The sequence below is a fragment of the Bacillus sp. XF8 genome (assembly GCF_017498755.1).
Lineage (GTDB): Bacteria > Bacillota > Bacilli > Bacillales > Bacillaceae_G > Bacillus_A > Bacillus_A bingmayongensis.
This window is the reverse complement of record NZ_JAGDQK010000001.1, coordinates 45,158-59,605: the sequence shown is the minus strand read 5'-3', so window position 1 is coordinate 59,605 and position 14,448 is coordinate 45,158. Positions and strand designations below refer to the sequence as shown.

Below are 14,448 nucleotides of genomic sequence, written 5' to 3'. Positions count from 1 at the left end.
GCTTAATAAAACTCTCCACTACCCTAAAATATGATACCCAGAATCCACATGAATGTTCTCACCAGTAACACCACTTGCTAGATCACTGAATAAGAATAACGCTGTGTTACCAACTTCTTCTTGTGTTACGTTACGACGAAGTGGTGCACGTTCTTCGATTTGTTTTAGGATGCTGTTGAAGTCGCCAACACCTTTTGCTGATAGCGTACGGATTGGTCCTGCTGATACAGAGTTTACGCGAATGTTGTGTTGTCCTAAGTCGTTTGCTAAGTATCTTACGCTTGCGTCTAGTGATGCTTTTGCAACACCCATTACGTTGTAGTTCGACACAACGCGCTCTCCACCAAGGTATGTTAATGTAACGATACTTCCGCCTTCTGTCATTAATGGCTTCGCCGCTCTTGCTACAGCTGTTAATGAGAATGAGCTAATGTTTTGTGCTAGTAAGAATCCATCGCGAGATGTATCAACGAATTCACCTTTTAAGTCATCACGGTTTGCGAATGCGATGCAGTGTGCTAATCCGTGAACAACTCCAACTTCTTCTTTAATGGATTGGAAGCAACGAGCGATATCTTCATCGTTTGTTACATCACATGGTAATACAAGTGATTGTTGCCCTTCTAATGATTCAGCTAAATCACGTACGTTTTTTTCTAAACGTTCACCTGCATAAGTGAAGATTAAGTTTGCTCCTGCCTCATGTAATGAACGAGCAATTCCCCAAGCGATGCTTCGTTGGTTTGCAACGCCCATGACAATAATGTTTTTTCCTTTTAAGTTGAGAAGATTCATTTATTTATCCCCCTAAATTTATTAAATAACATCAGTTATTAGTACCTGGTAATATATTTATATCATATCACAAATTTCAAAGAAGGCAAAATAAAATTATTATTATGGCTGGTTCTTTATTTCTCTCTTGCTCTTCCCTTTTCCTGCTATTTATGAAAGCCCAATATTTATTTCCTATATTATTAAAGGTACTTGCTGGATAAATAGGGGCTATGAAGAATAAAGGAGAACCGCTCTCGTTTTCTCCCTTTGTTTTCACTTGGTATGGGGCTAAAAAAGGAGCTGACCGCTTTTATGGATGGATGGATCCTCTCTCACATCTAAAAAGAATGGTTTTTTATTAGTTTTTTAATTTGTATTTATGTAAAGTCATACTTCCATCACCAATCATACTTTTCCGGGATAACTCCCTTTTTGGGTTCCACATCTAAATTACTGCTATGAAAAATTCAAAGTGACCTACTCTCACTTCCTCCCTTTGTTTTAACATAGTACGAGGCTAAAATAGGCCCTGACCGCTTCTGCGCATAGCCGTAATCCTCTCTCCCATCCAAAAAGAATGGTTTTTATCGGTTTTTCAGTTTATATTTATATAATCTAACATCCCACATCTAAATTCAAAACAACATATTTGCAAACAGCCCAAAATCCGCTAATATGGTAATAGCGTCTTTTTTTCATTTCATAAAGAGTAATAGAAAGGACTACGTACGGTGAAAGATAAGAATTCCCAATATCGAATAGATTACATATTAATCCTGATTGTACTCGCAATTGCAACTGTTAGTTGTTTTGCCATTGCAAGTGCGCAGCCATCTTTACCACCAGCTCTGCAAAAAGTAAACTTTGTAGCAAAACAAATTCAATGGTATGTCATTGGGACCGTCGCAATTGTTGCGATTATGGTTATTGATTTTGACCGATATAAGCAAATCGCTTGGTATTTGTACGGATTTGCGATGATTTTACTCATTGGACTTGAATTAAAAATCCCTGGAGCTGTAACAATTAAAGGGGCTACTGCTTGGTATAGTGTGCCAGGCCTTGGTAACTTCCAGCCTTCCGAGATTATGAAATTATTTTTAATCATTGTTATTGGTCGCATTATCGTCAATCATAATGAAAAATATCCGTTTCGCTCTCCACGCGAGGATTTAATTTTACTCGGTAAAATATTCGCTGCGAGTTTACCACCGCTGCTTTTAATTGCGAAAGAACCTGATTTAGGAAATACAATGGTTATTTCAGCAATGATTGCAGCAATGATTTTAGTTTCAGGTGTACGCTGGCGCTTTATTTTCGGTTTAGCTACGATTGTTATCGCGGCTGCTTCCACCTTAACTTACATTTACTTTGAGCATACAGCATTCTTTAAGGAACATATTTTAAAAGAATATCAATTAGATCGTTTCTATGGCTGGCTAGCGCCTTATGAATACGAAACGCAAGGATATCAGTTAAGGCAAGCTGTTTTAGCAACCGGCTCAGGTGAACTACACGGAAAAGGCTGGGAGAATGGCCAAGTATACTTCCCAGAACCGCATACCGATTTTATTTTTACAAACATTGCCGAGCAATTCGGATTTTTAGGAGCAAGTGTTGTCATTTCACTTTTCTTCCTTCTTATTTATCGAATGATTCATATTGCTTTAGAAAGTAATGATCCATTCGGTAGCTATTTATGTGCAGGAACGATTGGAATGTTTACATTCCAAGTATTCCAAAATATCGGGATGACGATTGGATTACTTCCGATTACAGGGATTACACTTCCACTCATGAGTTATGGTGGTAGTTCCTTGCTGACATATATGATCGCAATTGGCTTTATACTGAATGTACGATCGCGAACGAAAACATTTATGTTTGACTAAACCATATCCGCTTGGGTATGGTTTTTTCTATATCCACTTTTGGTATACTAAGAAAAAACTCGAGATGGGGGTTATAGAATGAAATACGACATTATCGGGGATATTCACGGCTGTTTAGAAGAGTTTCAAACGTTAACAGAGCAGCTCGGCTATCATTGGGAAAGTGGACTTCCAATTCATCCAGAGGGACGACAGCTCGCTTTCGTCGGTGACATTACAGATCGCGGTCCAGCCTCCCTTCGAATGATTGAAATTGTGTGGGAGCTTGTTATGAACAAAAAAGAAGCTTATTATGCTCCCGGCAATCATTGTAATAAGTTGTATCGTTTTTTCATCGGACGTAATGTAACAATCGCGCATGGATTAGAAACAACCGTCGCTGAATATGAAGCATTGCAAACTCGTGAACAGAAAATAATACAGAAAAAATTTATTGATCTTTACGAACAGTCACCGCTCTATCACGTACTTGATAATAAAAAGCTCATCGTTTGTCACGCTGGTATTCGTCAAGATTATATCGGAAGGAGTGATAAGAAAGTCCAAACTTTCGTATTATATGGTGATATTACAGGTGAAAAGCATCCTGACGGCTCTCCTGTTCGCCGTGATTGGGCGAAGCATTATGAAGGAAAGGCTTGGATTGTATACGGGCACACCCCTGTGGCAGAACCTCGTTTTGTCAATCATACGGTAAATATTGATACAGGAGCTGTGTTTGGCGGGAAACTAACAGGACTGCGCTATCCAGAGATGGAAACTGTTTCAGTTCCTTCTTCAATGCCGTTTGTGCCTGAGAAATTTCGTGCAATTACATAAGAAATAAGCTGCCCTCATATGAACTGCACCCCAATTGTTCGACACAGTCTAACAATTGGAGGTGCAGTTTTTTTATAGCTACATTTTCTTCAAAAGAAAAAACACAAGCAGTGAGACGATATTTAGAGGGAGCTGAAGGTGGGAAAACAATTGCTAAATCGATAGGTGTTGCTTCCTGTGTATTCTCCGAGTGGATTAGGCGATATAAGTCTTATGGTGAAAAAGCTTTTGAAAAACGCTATACATCCTACCCAACAGATTATAAACTAGATGTACTTCATTAAAGAAAAAATTGATAAAGTCTTGCCGTGGTCAACGGGTTTACCGTCTAGATGCAGAGTACCGAAAAAGAAGTGAAGTAAACAAAAAATAACTCCAAAATCAACTTTTATTGTAGATTTTGGAGTTACTTTACGTTTACTCTATGTTTGTTTCTAAAGTTAAATCTGTATAGGAATTATCCTCACCTATATTTAAGATTACTTCACATTGACGTAATCTCAATTCAAATAGCGTTATAGAATCATGATAAACTTCAGGATTTGATTTCATTTTATGCAGTGTATCTTGTTTTTCTTGTATTTCTAAATGAGTGTTTTCTACAGCTTGTTTCAACGCGCCAAATGGATTTCTAAAGAATATATTAATATCCCGCTCTAGTGCGTTTTCAAATAGCTCAAATTGCAAGAAAAATTTGTTCATAATAGAAGCCGTTACATCGGTATAATCTTCATTTTCTAAATACTGTTTGTATTTGTTATATAGCATAGCTTTATTTTTAGGAAGAACTCCAAATAATTTACCGGCACTTTTCAGTAAAAATTGTGCTGGTGTAAATCGGCGTAAGATATTTACTTCTTCCATTTGTATTCTTGTTGTCATTCTATCAGTATCTCTGCGCCAGTCATCCAGCACTTTAAAGTCACATTCTAACTGTATTCGATTTTCTCCACATAAAGAATTAAGTCCTTCACTGATTTCTTCTAAGTACGATTGACTTTGAAGGAACTCGTTATTAGAAGTTGCAATCCAATTTTGCATAGAGCGAGCAAGATTAGGTAACACAGTTTGTTCTAGATATTTTTGAACTCTTTCGTTCATCGCTGTATTTAGTTCAATATCAATGTGCCCAAAATCGCTTTCTTCACTAATTAAATCAGAAGAACTCTGCAATAGTTTCGGAATATGTTCTGTAAGATCATTAGTAATTTCGTTTTTCATTGTACGATATGATTCTGTAATTAAATGAATTTTTTCCTTCTCAAAAGCAGTAAGGTTATTAATACAACCATTTAGTTTAACTAACATATCTTCATTCCAATTAATAGAATCCACTAGGTTGTTTTCCATCTTAACGCGTTTATCCAAAAGATATGTAATTGTTTTTCGAATGAAAAACAATAGCTTTTCAGTACGTTCTGCGTCGATATTTTTATGATTAAAGTTAAAATGAATAAACTCAGTTAAATCGTTTAGTTGTTGACTATTTGTATATAACGAAGAGTAAGGGAAAATTCTTGCATGCGGGAAATATGCGTTTATTCTCGCTTGTGTATCATGTATAACTCTTTTTGCTTCTGCTTCACTGTAAATGTTATCGACTTTATTTAATAAGAAATGAATTTGTAGATTTGGTGTATGTTCTTGAATACTTAATAGAATGTCACGTTCTTTGTCAGTAAAAGGTGAATCCGCATTCAATACAAATAATAATTCGTCTACAGAATTTAAATATTCGAATGTCTCATCTCTAGTGTCGTTGTTCCTATTAAAGCTAGGTGTAACAACGAATGTAAGTTTATTTTTACTTAAAAATCTGCATGGTAATTTAAATTCAAAGCATGCTCTATCTCTATATGTTTGGCGTTGCAAGGACATCATGTTATGGAAATCAGAGAAATTCTCAGTTGTTGTAATTGCTGAATCTGTTATAGCCTTAATTTCTGTATGAGCGTCATTTTTAAAGACAACTACATTTGAGATTGAGTTTTCTAATATATTTTCTCCTAGTATAGAGTTAATAAATGAAGCTTTTCCGTTTCCTGAAGTTCCAGTTACTAAAAGGCGATTTGTTCTTAAATCTGCAAGCTCGCCAAATAACCATTTAAATCGCTGACCAATTTCTAAATCATGTTGTTGTGCCCACTGTGTAATAGATTCAAAAAGATGTAAACTATACTCTAAGCCATTCACATGATTAACAGAATATGACAGTAGGTTTTCCGCATGTTTTATATTTGCTGAATCTATTTTGGAAGGGAAAATCTCATCCCATGCCAATACTGCTGCAGATGGAATTACAGAATGAGACGGATTTGCTACCTTTAACCAATTTGTTAAAAAATTTGGAATGATATCGTGTAATTGTCTTAGCATATATTGACCTTGAATTAATTCAAAGTACGTTTCTTCGTAAAGAGAAGAAATTTTGTCCCATATATCGGACGAATGTATTTCGATATGTAAGAAAAATTCATTTATTGTTTTAAGCCATAATAAGTAATTTTGTTCATTTTTATAGCTATGCCAAAGTGATGAAACAATTTGCGTAAATTGTACTTGATCTACATTATTTAATGTAACTAATACTTTATAAAAATAGTCTGGTGCAATATTTTTAGTAAATCCTTTATCGATATATTCTTTTAGAACCTCAAACCATAGAAAAGATTCTGTTCGAATTAACTCATTCACAGCAAGCTCTACTGCACTGTCAAAATCTTGCTGTTCTTCATAAAAGGAACGTGCAATTGTTGTGACGTTTGGATAATCGGGATTTAAAGAAACCGCTTCTTTAATAGCAGCGAAAGCTGAATCAAGATTATTTTGCTCGATGTAAAGAGACAGTAATTGCAGTACAATTTCGATCATAAGTATTTTGTTATCAGTAGTAATCGAGGTATAAACATTTTCAGCAACTGATAATTGGTTAAGTTCGAAGTAAGCATCCGCAATATTTTTTTGTGCCCATGGTGCTAATTCATTACTGACTTTCTCCCATTTAAAAATAGCTGTTTCAAAATCTTGATGGTGATAATAAAATTCACCTTGTGCAAAACGAATATAAGATCCATCGGAAATCTCATTTTTTTGTTCGTTTAAATATGCTTCTCCAAGTACTTGAAGAGGTGGATGTGTTTCATTCTCCATTAGGAATGTTTCATAATATATCTTTTTTATTAATTGTTTTTCTAATATCATTTTTTCCCCCACTATATCTTGAAAAAGTACATTTTTCTCCATGTGTCAACACTTTTTTTGTATTTATACTTTTTTATTTTAACAAAGAATTTCTTTTGGAAAATTTCACTTTTCTTTCATTTTTTAAGTAAGATTGAATTTTAATGAGAAAAGTTTCAGTTTTTTTTCAATTTCCTTTCAGTTATGAAACAACATTATATGTTCCTAATAACTTAATGCGAACATAAAAGAATTAGGGCAAAACTAAAGGGCATGGGCCCGGTACAATACCGGGCCCATGCCCAAGAAACTGTCTAATGAAATAACCTGTCTAACTTTTTTGGGTCACTTCACATACTGAAGGCAGCTTATTTCAATATTTCTTTCATATCTTCTGGCACATCCGCATGAAAGGTCATCTGTTTTTCTAAAATAGGATGATAAAACGTTAAACTCGTACTATGAAGCGCTTGCCTTCTCATCTGCGACGTACTACCTCCATACAAGTCATCTCCTAACAGCGGATGTCCTAAATATGCCATATGTACACGAATTTGATGCGTTCTTCCTGTTTCTAATTGCAGTAAAACTCGCGTCTTATCAGGAAATCTCTCGATCACTTGAAAATGCGTAACTGCTTTTTGACCGTCTTCACATACAATTCGTTCAATAATGCTACCGTCTTTTCTTCCAATCGGCGCATCAATCGTTCCGGACTCTTCTATCAATTCTCCATGAACAATTGCTTCATATGTTCGTTTCACTTGCTTTTCTTGATGCTGTTTTGATAAAAGGTGGTGAATGAAACGGTTTTTCGCAATAAGCATAAGCCCCGACGTATCACGGTCCAGTCTCGTTACAATATGCACTGTACTCGCAAGATTCTGTCTATCATAATGATAAAGAAGCGCATTCGCAACACTTCCGGCCGGATGTTCCCTTGATGGAATAGTTGACATGTGTGGTTCTTTATTGATTACCAGTACAGATTCGTCCTCATACAGGACAGTTAGCGGAATATTTTCAGCCAGCATTCCTTCACTTCTCTCCTCAACCGGAAAGAATACTTGTAATTCTTCCCCAGCCTGTAATACGTGCCGTACCGTCGCAAGCTTACCGTTAACTTCAATTGCTCCGCCATGAAACTTTATATCTGTCAAAGCAGCTTTAGAAATCCCTTTCGTTTTTAGAAACTCCCGAATGAGCATTCCCTTCTCTGCTTCTGTCATACACCATTTTAATGTAAATCTTCTCAAATGCATAAACCCTTTCTATTCATCCGCAACAAACGAATCTCGAACACGTTTCCAAAATGGGAACGGACGAAAACGAACGAATCTCACCTTCTCGTTTGCGACGCGGTATTGAATTGACTTTACATCTTGATGAACCATCGTTAAATGATCGATCGTAATTTGTAAATTCATTCGTTTCGCCGGCTTTAAAACACATGTATGATGCTTTGGTAAAACGAGCGGTGAACCGACTGTACGGAATACGCGGTTATTAATCGAAGCCATTTCCGCAATTTGAATCGCTTCAATAGAAGGGTGAATAATCGCTCCGCCTAGTGCCTTATTATAAGCTGTACTTCCAGAAGGAGTAGAAATACATAGACCATCTCCGCGAAATGTTTCAAAATATTCTCCGCGAATTTCTACCTCCGTTACTAATGTACCTTCTGCACTTTTTACTGTTGCTTCATTCATCGCTAAATACTGTGATTCTTTGCTACCATTCACATAACGAATAATAACTTCTAAAAGTGGGTATTCCACTACTTGAAACGGCGTTTTAGCAATCGCAATAACCAGTTTTTCTACCTCATTTGGTAACCAATCTGCATAAAAACCTAAATGCCCCGTATGTACACCAACAAAAGCTGTCTCATCTAATCGATTATAGTAACGATGAAACGCGTATAAGAGCGTCCCATCTCCCCCAACAGAAATTACAATATCGGGTTCCGTTTCATCCATTATAAATCCAAAGTCCTGCAAGTAATCTGTCATTGTACTTGCAAGTGCGTCTGATGATTGATCTCCCTTTGACATAATTGCAAATTTCATCGCCCAACACCCTTTAGTTTATGATTCGGATTCTTTCGCTTCTTGTTTGCGCGAAAAAACCTTTTGTGCTTCTTGAATTTCAAGACGAATCGAAGACATTTCTTCATCTAATAAAAATGCTGCTTCTGCCGCACGCTGAAGGCGCACTTTAATATCCTCTGGAAAACGCCCACTATATTTGTAATTTAAAGAATGCTCAATTGTTGCCCAAAAATTCATTGCTAACGTTCGAATTTGAATTTCAACTAATACTTTTTTCTCTCCACAAATCGTTTGAACAGGATAACTAATTACAACGTGGTACGAACGATAACCACTTTCTTTCTTTTGCGTCACATAATCTCGTTCTTCCACAATTTCAAAGTCATTCCGTTTTCGAAGATATTCGACAACAGGCTTAATCTCATCCACAAATTGACACATCATCCGAAGACCAGCGATATCTTGCATTTCTTCTCCGAGCCGATTAAGCGGTACATTTCGCTTTTCCGCCTTATCAATAATACTCGCAACCGACTTTACTCGTCCTGTTACAAATTCAATCGGAGAGTGTTCAGTTAACATTGTAAACTGAGCACGCATTCCTTTTAATTTCACTTTTAGCTCTGCCACCGCTTGGTGGTACGGCGCTAAAAATTCTTCCCAATTACGATTCACTTCAACCACCACCAAAATCAATCCATTTGCTTATAGAAATACCTTTTCTACAGCCGTTACAAGTTCTTCTCCGTAATTTGCATTACCTTCAATATTTTCAATTAAATATTCCACTTCTTCTTTCAATTGTTCTAACTCAATTTCAGTATTATTTACGCGAACGAACATTGCTTTATCATTCTTCATTGCACTGTGCATTGCTTCCCAGCATGTATGCGGAATACTTACATAAATAAAAGCTGATTCGTTTTCTAAAATATATAAAAAGGATAAATGATCTGAGTCTACAAGTACGTGATTACGTGCTGTTAACTCCTCCACTTGTATTTCAGTATTTTCCGCACAAAAAATAAGAGCATTTTCTCTTTCTTCTACGCTCTTAACTTGGATTTTATTTTGCATGCTCTAACTCCTCCATATCGACTTCCTGTCTTACTTAACACTATTATTGTATCATAACATAGACGCAAACAAATAAAACATTGAACCAAATTTGTGAAAAAGCGATAATGTCTACAGAATTACTTTTAAGAAGGAGCCTATACAATGACACAAGAAATTGAAATTGAATTTAAAAATATGGTTACACAAGAAGAATTCCAAACATTATGTAATGCGTTTTCCATTCAATCATTTACAAAACAGGTGAATCATTATTTTGAAACGCCTCATTTTTCTTTAAAAGCAGCAGGCTCTGCTCTTCGTATTCGTCATAAAGACGGAGCTTATACATTAACTTTAAAACAACCGGCTGAAATTGGGTTACTAGAAACGCATCAACCTTTAACAGAAGAAGAAGCACAGCTAATGATGGAAACAAATCAGCTCATTACAGGTCCCGTAGCAGATCAACTACATACGCTGCAAATCCCTGTTTCTACTTTAGCTTATATGGGAAGCTTAACAACAGAGCGAGCAGAAACTACATTTGAAGGCGGCACACTTGTATTTGATCATAGTTTCTATTACAATCACGATGATTATGAACTTGAATATGAAGTGCAAGATGAAATAGCAGGCAAAGCTGCTTTCCTCAATTTATTGAACAAATATCATATACCTGTTCGCCATACAAAAAATAAAGTACAACGTTTTTTTCTTGCAAAACAAAACAAAGCACGCTAAAGTGAAACTTCCATCAGTAGGTGCTTTTCCTACTGATGGTTAGCCCTCACCAATCGAGATCTTACGGTCAGTCCTTCCTTACTTCTTTGTTTTTTCTTCTTTGAAGAGGAAGGTTACTGACCGTTAGTAGCGGGGTAAGGTGAAACTTCCATTAGTAGAAGTTTTTTCTCACTGGTGGTTAGCCCTCATCAATCGGGCACTTATACTTAGCTTTATCTTAAGGTAAAAAATGAGCAAAAGATTGCACGAGAGCTGTTTAGTTGCTCTTCGTGACAATCCATTGCTACAATAGATATACATTTGATGGAAAAAGGAGTTTATACAGGATGAACAAGCAACCGATGACACCATTTGAAGCAATTGGCGGTGAACAAGTCATTGCAACATTAGTCGATACGTTTTATTCCTATGTCAGTAAACACCCTGACTTATCTCCCATCTTCCCAGACGATTTGACAGAAACAGCCAGGAAACAGAAGCAATTTCTAACACAGTATTTAGGTGGACCAAACTTGTATACAGAGGAACATGGTCACCCTATGCTAAGAGCACGCCATCTCCCTTTTGAGATTACACCAAAGCGAGCAAAAGCCTGGTTAGCATGTATGGAGCAAGCAATGGAAGATACGGGAGTACACGGGCAAATTAGGGAATTTGTTTTTGAACGTTTAAGATTAACTGCGCAGCATATGGTCAACACTCCAAACGAAACAGGTGAAGCGTAATGGATAAACAGGAAGCAAAGCATATGCGCATTCCTTCTCTTTCCAAGTGCGAACATAAATCTGTAGAAGCCTATTTGTTTATTGATCCGCTTTGCACGGATTGCTGGGAAATCGAACCAGTTATGATTAAATTATGGCTCGAATATGGAAAATATTTTTCGATTCGACACATATTAACCGGCAAAGTGGATGGAGCAATCGCCTCCCCACACAAATGGAATAAACCTGCTAATATTCGATTTGTGTGGGAAAAAACAACAAGTTTGCACGGCTTTTCATGCGATGGAAAAGTGCATATGCAAGATGCCTCATCTACACCGTATTTAGTTTCTATTGCAATTAAAGCAGCTGAGTTACAAGGCCGAAAAGCAGGTTCGAAATTTTTGCGGAAACTCCAAGAATACATTTTTCTTGAAAATGTATCAAAACCAGATTTGGAATTACTACTTGCATGCGCAAAGCAAAGTGGCATTGATGTAGAAGAGTTTAAAAAAGATTTGCATTCGATTAGTGCAAAAAAAGCATTCCAATGCGATTTAAAGTTCACAAATGAAATGCACATTACCGAAATTCCTTCCCTTGTATTCTTTCATGCAAATTCAGATGAAGAAGGCATTAAGATTGCAGGAATTTATTCGTATGAAGTGTACGTACAACTCTTAAAAGAAATTGTAAAATGTGACATTGAGCCAGCACCTTTACCACCGCTCGAGCTCCTACTAGAAACAGTCCAGTTTATGTCATCAAGAGAAATTGCATTTATCTATGACTGCTCGGGGCAAGAAATAGAACGAGAGCTCAAAAAATTGTTATTAAAAAGAAAAGTACGAATGGTTGAAGTGAAATGTGAGCGCTATTGGAAATGGATTGCAAAGGAAAAAGACCTGGTGTAAACACCAGGTCTTTTTCTTTACGGCTTATAAAAATATTAAAGGGGATGGGAGAAATTTTCACGTTCAAACAAAGGGGTATATGTTTGTATGTGAATTCGTTCACGTCTATTATATTACAAGATTCGACGTCAGATGACAACCCTTTTTGTCGAATTTCACATTTTCGTCACATTCTAAACGTTTTCATTAATGAATAAGCTATAAAAAGAAGCTTTTTAGGAGGGATTTTATGAAAAAAGCACATATCTTCTTTCTATTTTTTGGTATCTGCGTTTCTTTTTTCCTATACATTCTTTCACTATTACAAGCATTTCCAAAGATTATTGCTTTGCCGCTTTTATTCGCAATCATTGTAATTAGCCTCTCGTATTTCAATCATAGAAAGCGGTTTAAAGGTTTTTAAAACAAAAAAGGCGAGAGTTTTCACTCTCGCCTTTCCTCTTCCCTATTATTTACCTTCAAATAATAGTTCCTCTAATTCGTTTAACTTTTCTTCAAATACTTGTAGTGCCTCTTTAACAGGCTCTGGTGATGCCATATCTACTCCTGCTTTTTTCAGTACTTCAATTGGATAATCAGAGCTTCCAGCTTTTAAGAATTCGTTAATATAACGCTCTACAGCTGGTTTTCCTTCTTCTAAAATTTGTTTTGATAAGGCTGTTGCCGCACTAAATCCTGTTGCATATTGATATACATAATAGTTGTAATAGAAGTGCGGAATACGAGACCACTCTAAACCAATCTCTTTATCGATGACTAAAGCATCGCCAAAGTATTTTTTATTTAAATCATAGTAAATTTCTGTTAACATATCCGGCGTAACTGCATGACCTTCTTGTACTTTTTTATGAATGATATGCTCAAATTCCGCAAACATCGTTTGACGGAATACAGTTCCGCGGAATCCTTCTAAATAATGATTTAATAAATATAAACGTTCTTTCTTATCTTCTGTCGTTTTTAATAAGTAATCATTTAAAATTGCTTCGTTACAAGTTGAGGCAACTTCCGCAACGAATATGGAATAGTCACCATATACATGCGGTTGTGTTTTTCTTGTATAGTAGCTATGCACAGAATGACCGAACTCATGTGCAAGTGTAAATAAATTGTTTACATTATCATGCCAGTTCATTAAAATATACGGATTTGTTCCATACGCACCAGATGAATATGCACCGCTCCGTTTTCCTTTGTTTTCATACACGTCTACCCAGCGGTTTTCATATGCTTCTTTCAAAATTCCAACGTATTCATCACCAAGGACATGTAATGATTTTAATAAAATTTCTTGTGCTTCTTCATATTTCACATTCATTTTCACTTCTGGCACAAGCGGTGTATATAAGTCGTACATATGCAGCTCATCAAGTCCTAATGCACGTTTACGAATATCAATATAACGGTGTAATAAATGTAAGTTATCATTTACTGTCTCAACAAGTTGATCATATACTGTTTCAGGAATGTTATTATTACTTAACGCAGCTTGGCGTGCAGAATCATATTTACGAACACGCGCGTTGAAATTATTACGTTTCACCGCACCACTAAGTGTGCTTGCAAATGTATTTTTATATTTTCCATACGTTTCGAAAACAGCATGGAACGCATCATGACGAACACGACGATCATCGCTTTCTAGAAACTGAATATAACGACCGTGTGTTACTTCTACTTCTTCACCATTCTCATCTTTAATAGATGGGAATTTTAAGTCCGCATTATTAAGCATACCAAATGTACTACTTGATGCACTCATTACTTCAGACGCCTCTGCTAATAATGCTTCTTCAGCTTCTGATAGTACGTGTGGACGCTGGCGTGTAATTTCTTCTAACGCATGTTCATATACGCTTAATTCTTTATTTTCTTGTAAGAATGATTGTAACTTTTCTTCTGAAATTGTTAAAATTTCAGGAACGATATAAGCCATGCTACTGGACGCTTGAGAATATAAGTTTGTTGCCCGATCATTCAGCGCTTGATAAACAGAATTTGTTGTATCTTGATCATAACGCATATGAGCATATGTATATAATTTTCCTAATCGCATTGAGACTTCATCTTCATATTGTAAAGCTTCTAATAATGAATCAGCAGAATTACCAAGTTTCCCTTTAAATTCAGCTAACTTTGGTAGTAACTCTTTCACTGCTTGAAATTCTTTTTCCCATTCTTCATCCGTTTGGAAAATGTCTTCCAATCTCCATGTGTTAATTTCTTCAATCTCACTGCGGTCTGGCAATGTTTTTGCTGTTTTTGGATCAGACATAAAATAAACCCTCCTTATTAATCTCTACATAGTACA

Annotated in this window: 13 protein-coding genes and 1 pseudogene; 7 read left to right on the top strand and 7 right to left on the bottom strand. The window is 36.2% G+C overall.

Annotation, left to right across the window (positions count from 1 at the left end):
- Positions 1-18: 18 nt before the first annotated feature.
- Positions 19-795 carry an enoyl-ACP reductase FabI gene (fabI, locus tag J4P91_RS00280; RefSeq protein WP_001050746.1) on the bottom strand — a complete coding sequence of 259 codons (777 nt, stop codon included), beginning with the start codon at positions 793-795 and terminating at the stop codon, positions 19-21.
- A 713-nt stretch (positions 796-1,508) separates the two neighbouring features.
- Between fabI and J4P91_RS00275 the strand changes: the two genes are divergently transcribed.
- From J4P91_RS00275 to J4P91_RS00265, 3 genes and pseudogenes are all read left to right on the top strand, one after another.
- A complete protein-coding gene (locus J4P91_RS00275; RefSeq protein ID WP_017152820.1) occupies positions 1,509-2,669 on the top strand; it encodes an FtsW/RodA/SpoVE family cell cycle protein in 1,161 nt (386 codons plus the stop codon).
- Between the two features lie 78 nt (positions 2,670-2,747).
- On the top strand, positions 2,748-3,488 hold the full coding sequence (gene prpE, locus J4P91_RS00270) for a bis(5'-nucleosyl)-tetraphosphatase PrpE (RefSeq protein ID WP_207992506.1): 741 nt from the start codon (positions 2,748-2,750) through the stop codon (positions 3,486-3,488).
- A gap of 74 nt (positions 3,489-3,562) precedes the next feature.
- Positions 3,563-3,769 (top strand): annotated as a pseudogene (locus J4P91_RS00265) (transposase); the annotation flags it as partial.
- 136 nt (positions 3,770-3,905) lie between these two features.
- On the opposite strand, the gene J4P91_RS00260 reads toward J4P91_RS00265, so the two are convergent.
- The 5 genes from J4P91_RS00260 to J4P91_RS00240 form a co-directional block, all read right to left on the bottom strand.
- On the bottom strand, positions 3,906-6,689 hold the full coding sequence (locus tag J4P91_RS00260; protein ID WP_207992505.1) for a dynamin family protein: 2,784 nt from the start codon (positions 6,687-6,689) through the stop codon (positions 3,906-3,908).
- A 347-nt stretch (positions 6,690-7,036) separates the two neighbouring features.
- Positions 7,037-7,930 (bottom strand): RluA family pseudouridine synthase, encoded by an 894-nt coding sequence (locus tag J4P91_RS00255; RefSeq protein WP_207992504.1) that lies wholly within the window; start codon positions 7,928-7,930, stop codon positions 7,037-7,039.
- A gap of 9 nt (positions 7,931-7,939) precedes the next feature.
- Positions 7,940-8,737: an NAD kinase gene (locus tag J4P91_RS00250; RefSeq protein ID WP_017152825.1), complete on the bottom strand. Its 798-nt coding sequence runs from the start codon at positions 8,735-8,737 to the stop codon at positions 7,940-7,942.
- Between the two features lie 18 nt (positions 8,738-8,755).
- Positions 8,756-9,394, bottom strand: a complete 639-nt coding sequence (gene yjbM, locus J4P91_RS00245) for a GTP diphosphokinase (protein WP_207992503.1) — start codon at positions 9,392-9,394, stop codon at positions 8,756-8,758.
- A 30-nt stretch (positions 9,395-9,424) separates the two neighbouring features.
- Positions 9,425-9,796 carry a UPF0738 family protein gene (locus J4P91_RS00240; protein ID WP_207992502.1) on the bottom strand — a complete coding sequence of 124 codons (372 nt, stop codon included), beginning with the start codon at positions 9,794-9,796 and terminating at the stop codon, positions 9,425-9,427.
- 144 nt (positions 9,797-9,940) lie between these two features.
- On the opposite strand from J4P91_RS00240, the gene J4P91_RS00235 reads away from it, so the two are divergent.
- The 4 genes from J4P91_RS00235 (at position 9,941) to J4P91_RS00220 (ending at position 12,540) form a co-directional block, all read left to right on the top strand.
- Positions 9,941-10,519 (top strand): CYTH domain-containing protein, encoded by a 579-nt coding sequence (locus J4P91_RS00235; protein WP_207992501.1) that lies wholly within the window; start codon positions 9,941-9,943, stop codon positions 10,517-10,519.
- A 326-nt stretch (positions 10,520-10,845) separates the two neighbouring features.
- Positions 10,846-11,244 carry a globin domain-containing protein gene (locus J4P91_RS00230; protein WP_017152829.1) on the top strand — a complete coding sequence of 133 codons (399 nt, stop codon included), beginning with the start codon at positions 10,846-10,848 and terminating at the stop codon, positions 11,242-11,244.
- Positions 11,244-12,137, top strand: coding sequence for a ClpXP adapter SpxH family protein (locus J4P91_RS00225; RefSeq protein WP_207992500.1), 894 nt, complete (start codon positions 11,244-11,246; stop codon positions 12,135-12,137). Before J4P91_RS00230 ends, J4P91_RS00225 begins: the two co-directional genes overlap by 1 nt.
- A gap of 229 nt (positions 12,138-12,366) precedes the next feature.
- The gene (locus J4P91_RS00220) at positions 12,367-12,540 is read left to right on the top strand and encodes a hypothetical protein (RefSeq protein WP_207992499.1); all 174 of its coding nucleotides are present in this window, start codon (positions 12,367-12,369) and stop codon (positions 12,538-12,540) included.
- A 45-nt stretch (positions 12,541-12,585) separates the two neighbouring features.
- Here the strand turns inward: J4P91_RS00220 and pepF are convergent, their stop codons facing one another.
- Positions 12,586-14,412 (bottom strand): oligoendopeptidase F, encoded by a 1,827-nt coding sequence (gene pepF / locus J4P91_RS00215; protein ID WP_207992498.1) that lies wholly within the window; start codon positions 14,410-14,412, stop codon positions 12,586-12,588.
- Between the last annotated feature and the right edge of the window lie 36 nt (positions 14,413-14,448).

Coding starts and splice junctions, on each gene's coding strand:
- J4P91_RS00235 (WP_207992501.1), top strand. CDS start 9,941: ATGACACAAGAAATTGAAATTGAATTTAAAAATATGGTTACACAAGAA.
- J4P91_RS00230 (WP_017152829.1), top strand. CDS start 10,846: ATGAACAAGCAACCGATGACACCATTTGAAGCAATTGGCGGTGAACAA.
- J4P91_RS00220 (WP_207992499.1), top strand. CDS start 12,367: ATGAAAAAAGCACATATCTTCTTTCTATTTTTTGGTATCTGCGTTTCT.
- prpE (WP_207992506.1), top strand. CDS start 2,748: ATGAAATACGACATTATCGGGGATATTCACGGCTGTTTAGAAGAGTTT.
- fabI (WP_001050746.1), bottom strand. CDS start 795: ATGAATCTTCTCAACTTAAAAGGAAAAAACATTATTGTCATGGGCGTT.
- pepF (WP_207992498.1), bottom strand. CDS start 14,412: ATGTCTGATCCAAAAACAGCAAAAACATTGCCAGACCGCAGTGAGATT.
- J4P91_RS00255 (WP_207992504.1), bottom strand. CDS start 7,930: ATGCATTTGAGAAGATTTACATTAAAATGGTGTATGACAGAAGCAGAG.
- J4P91_RS00225 (WP_207992500.1), top strand. CDS start 11,244: ATGGATAAACAGGAAGCAAAGCATATGCGCATTCCTTCTCTTTCCAAG.
- J4P91_RS00260 (WP_207992505.1), bottom strand. CDS start 6,689: ATGATATTAGAAAAACAATTAATAAAAAAGATATATTATGAAACATTC.
- J4P91_RS00250 (WP_017152825.1), bottom strand. CDS start 8,737: ATGAAATTTGCAATTATGTCAAAGGGAGATCAATCATCAGACGCACTT.
- J4P91_RS00240 (WP_207992502.1), bottom strand. CDS start 9,796: ATGCAAAATAAAATCCAAGTTAAGAGCGTAGAAGAAAGAGAAAATGCT.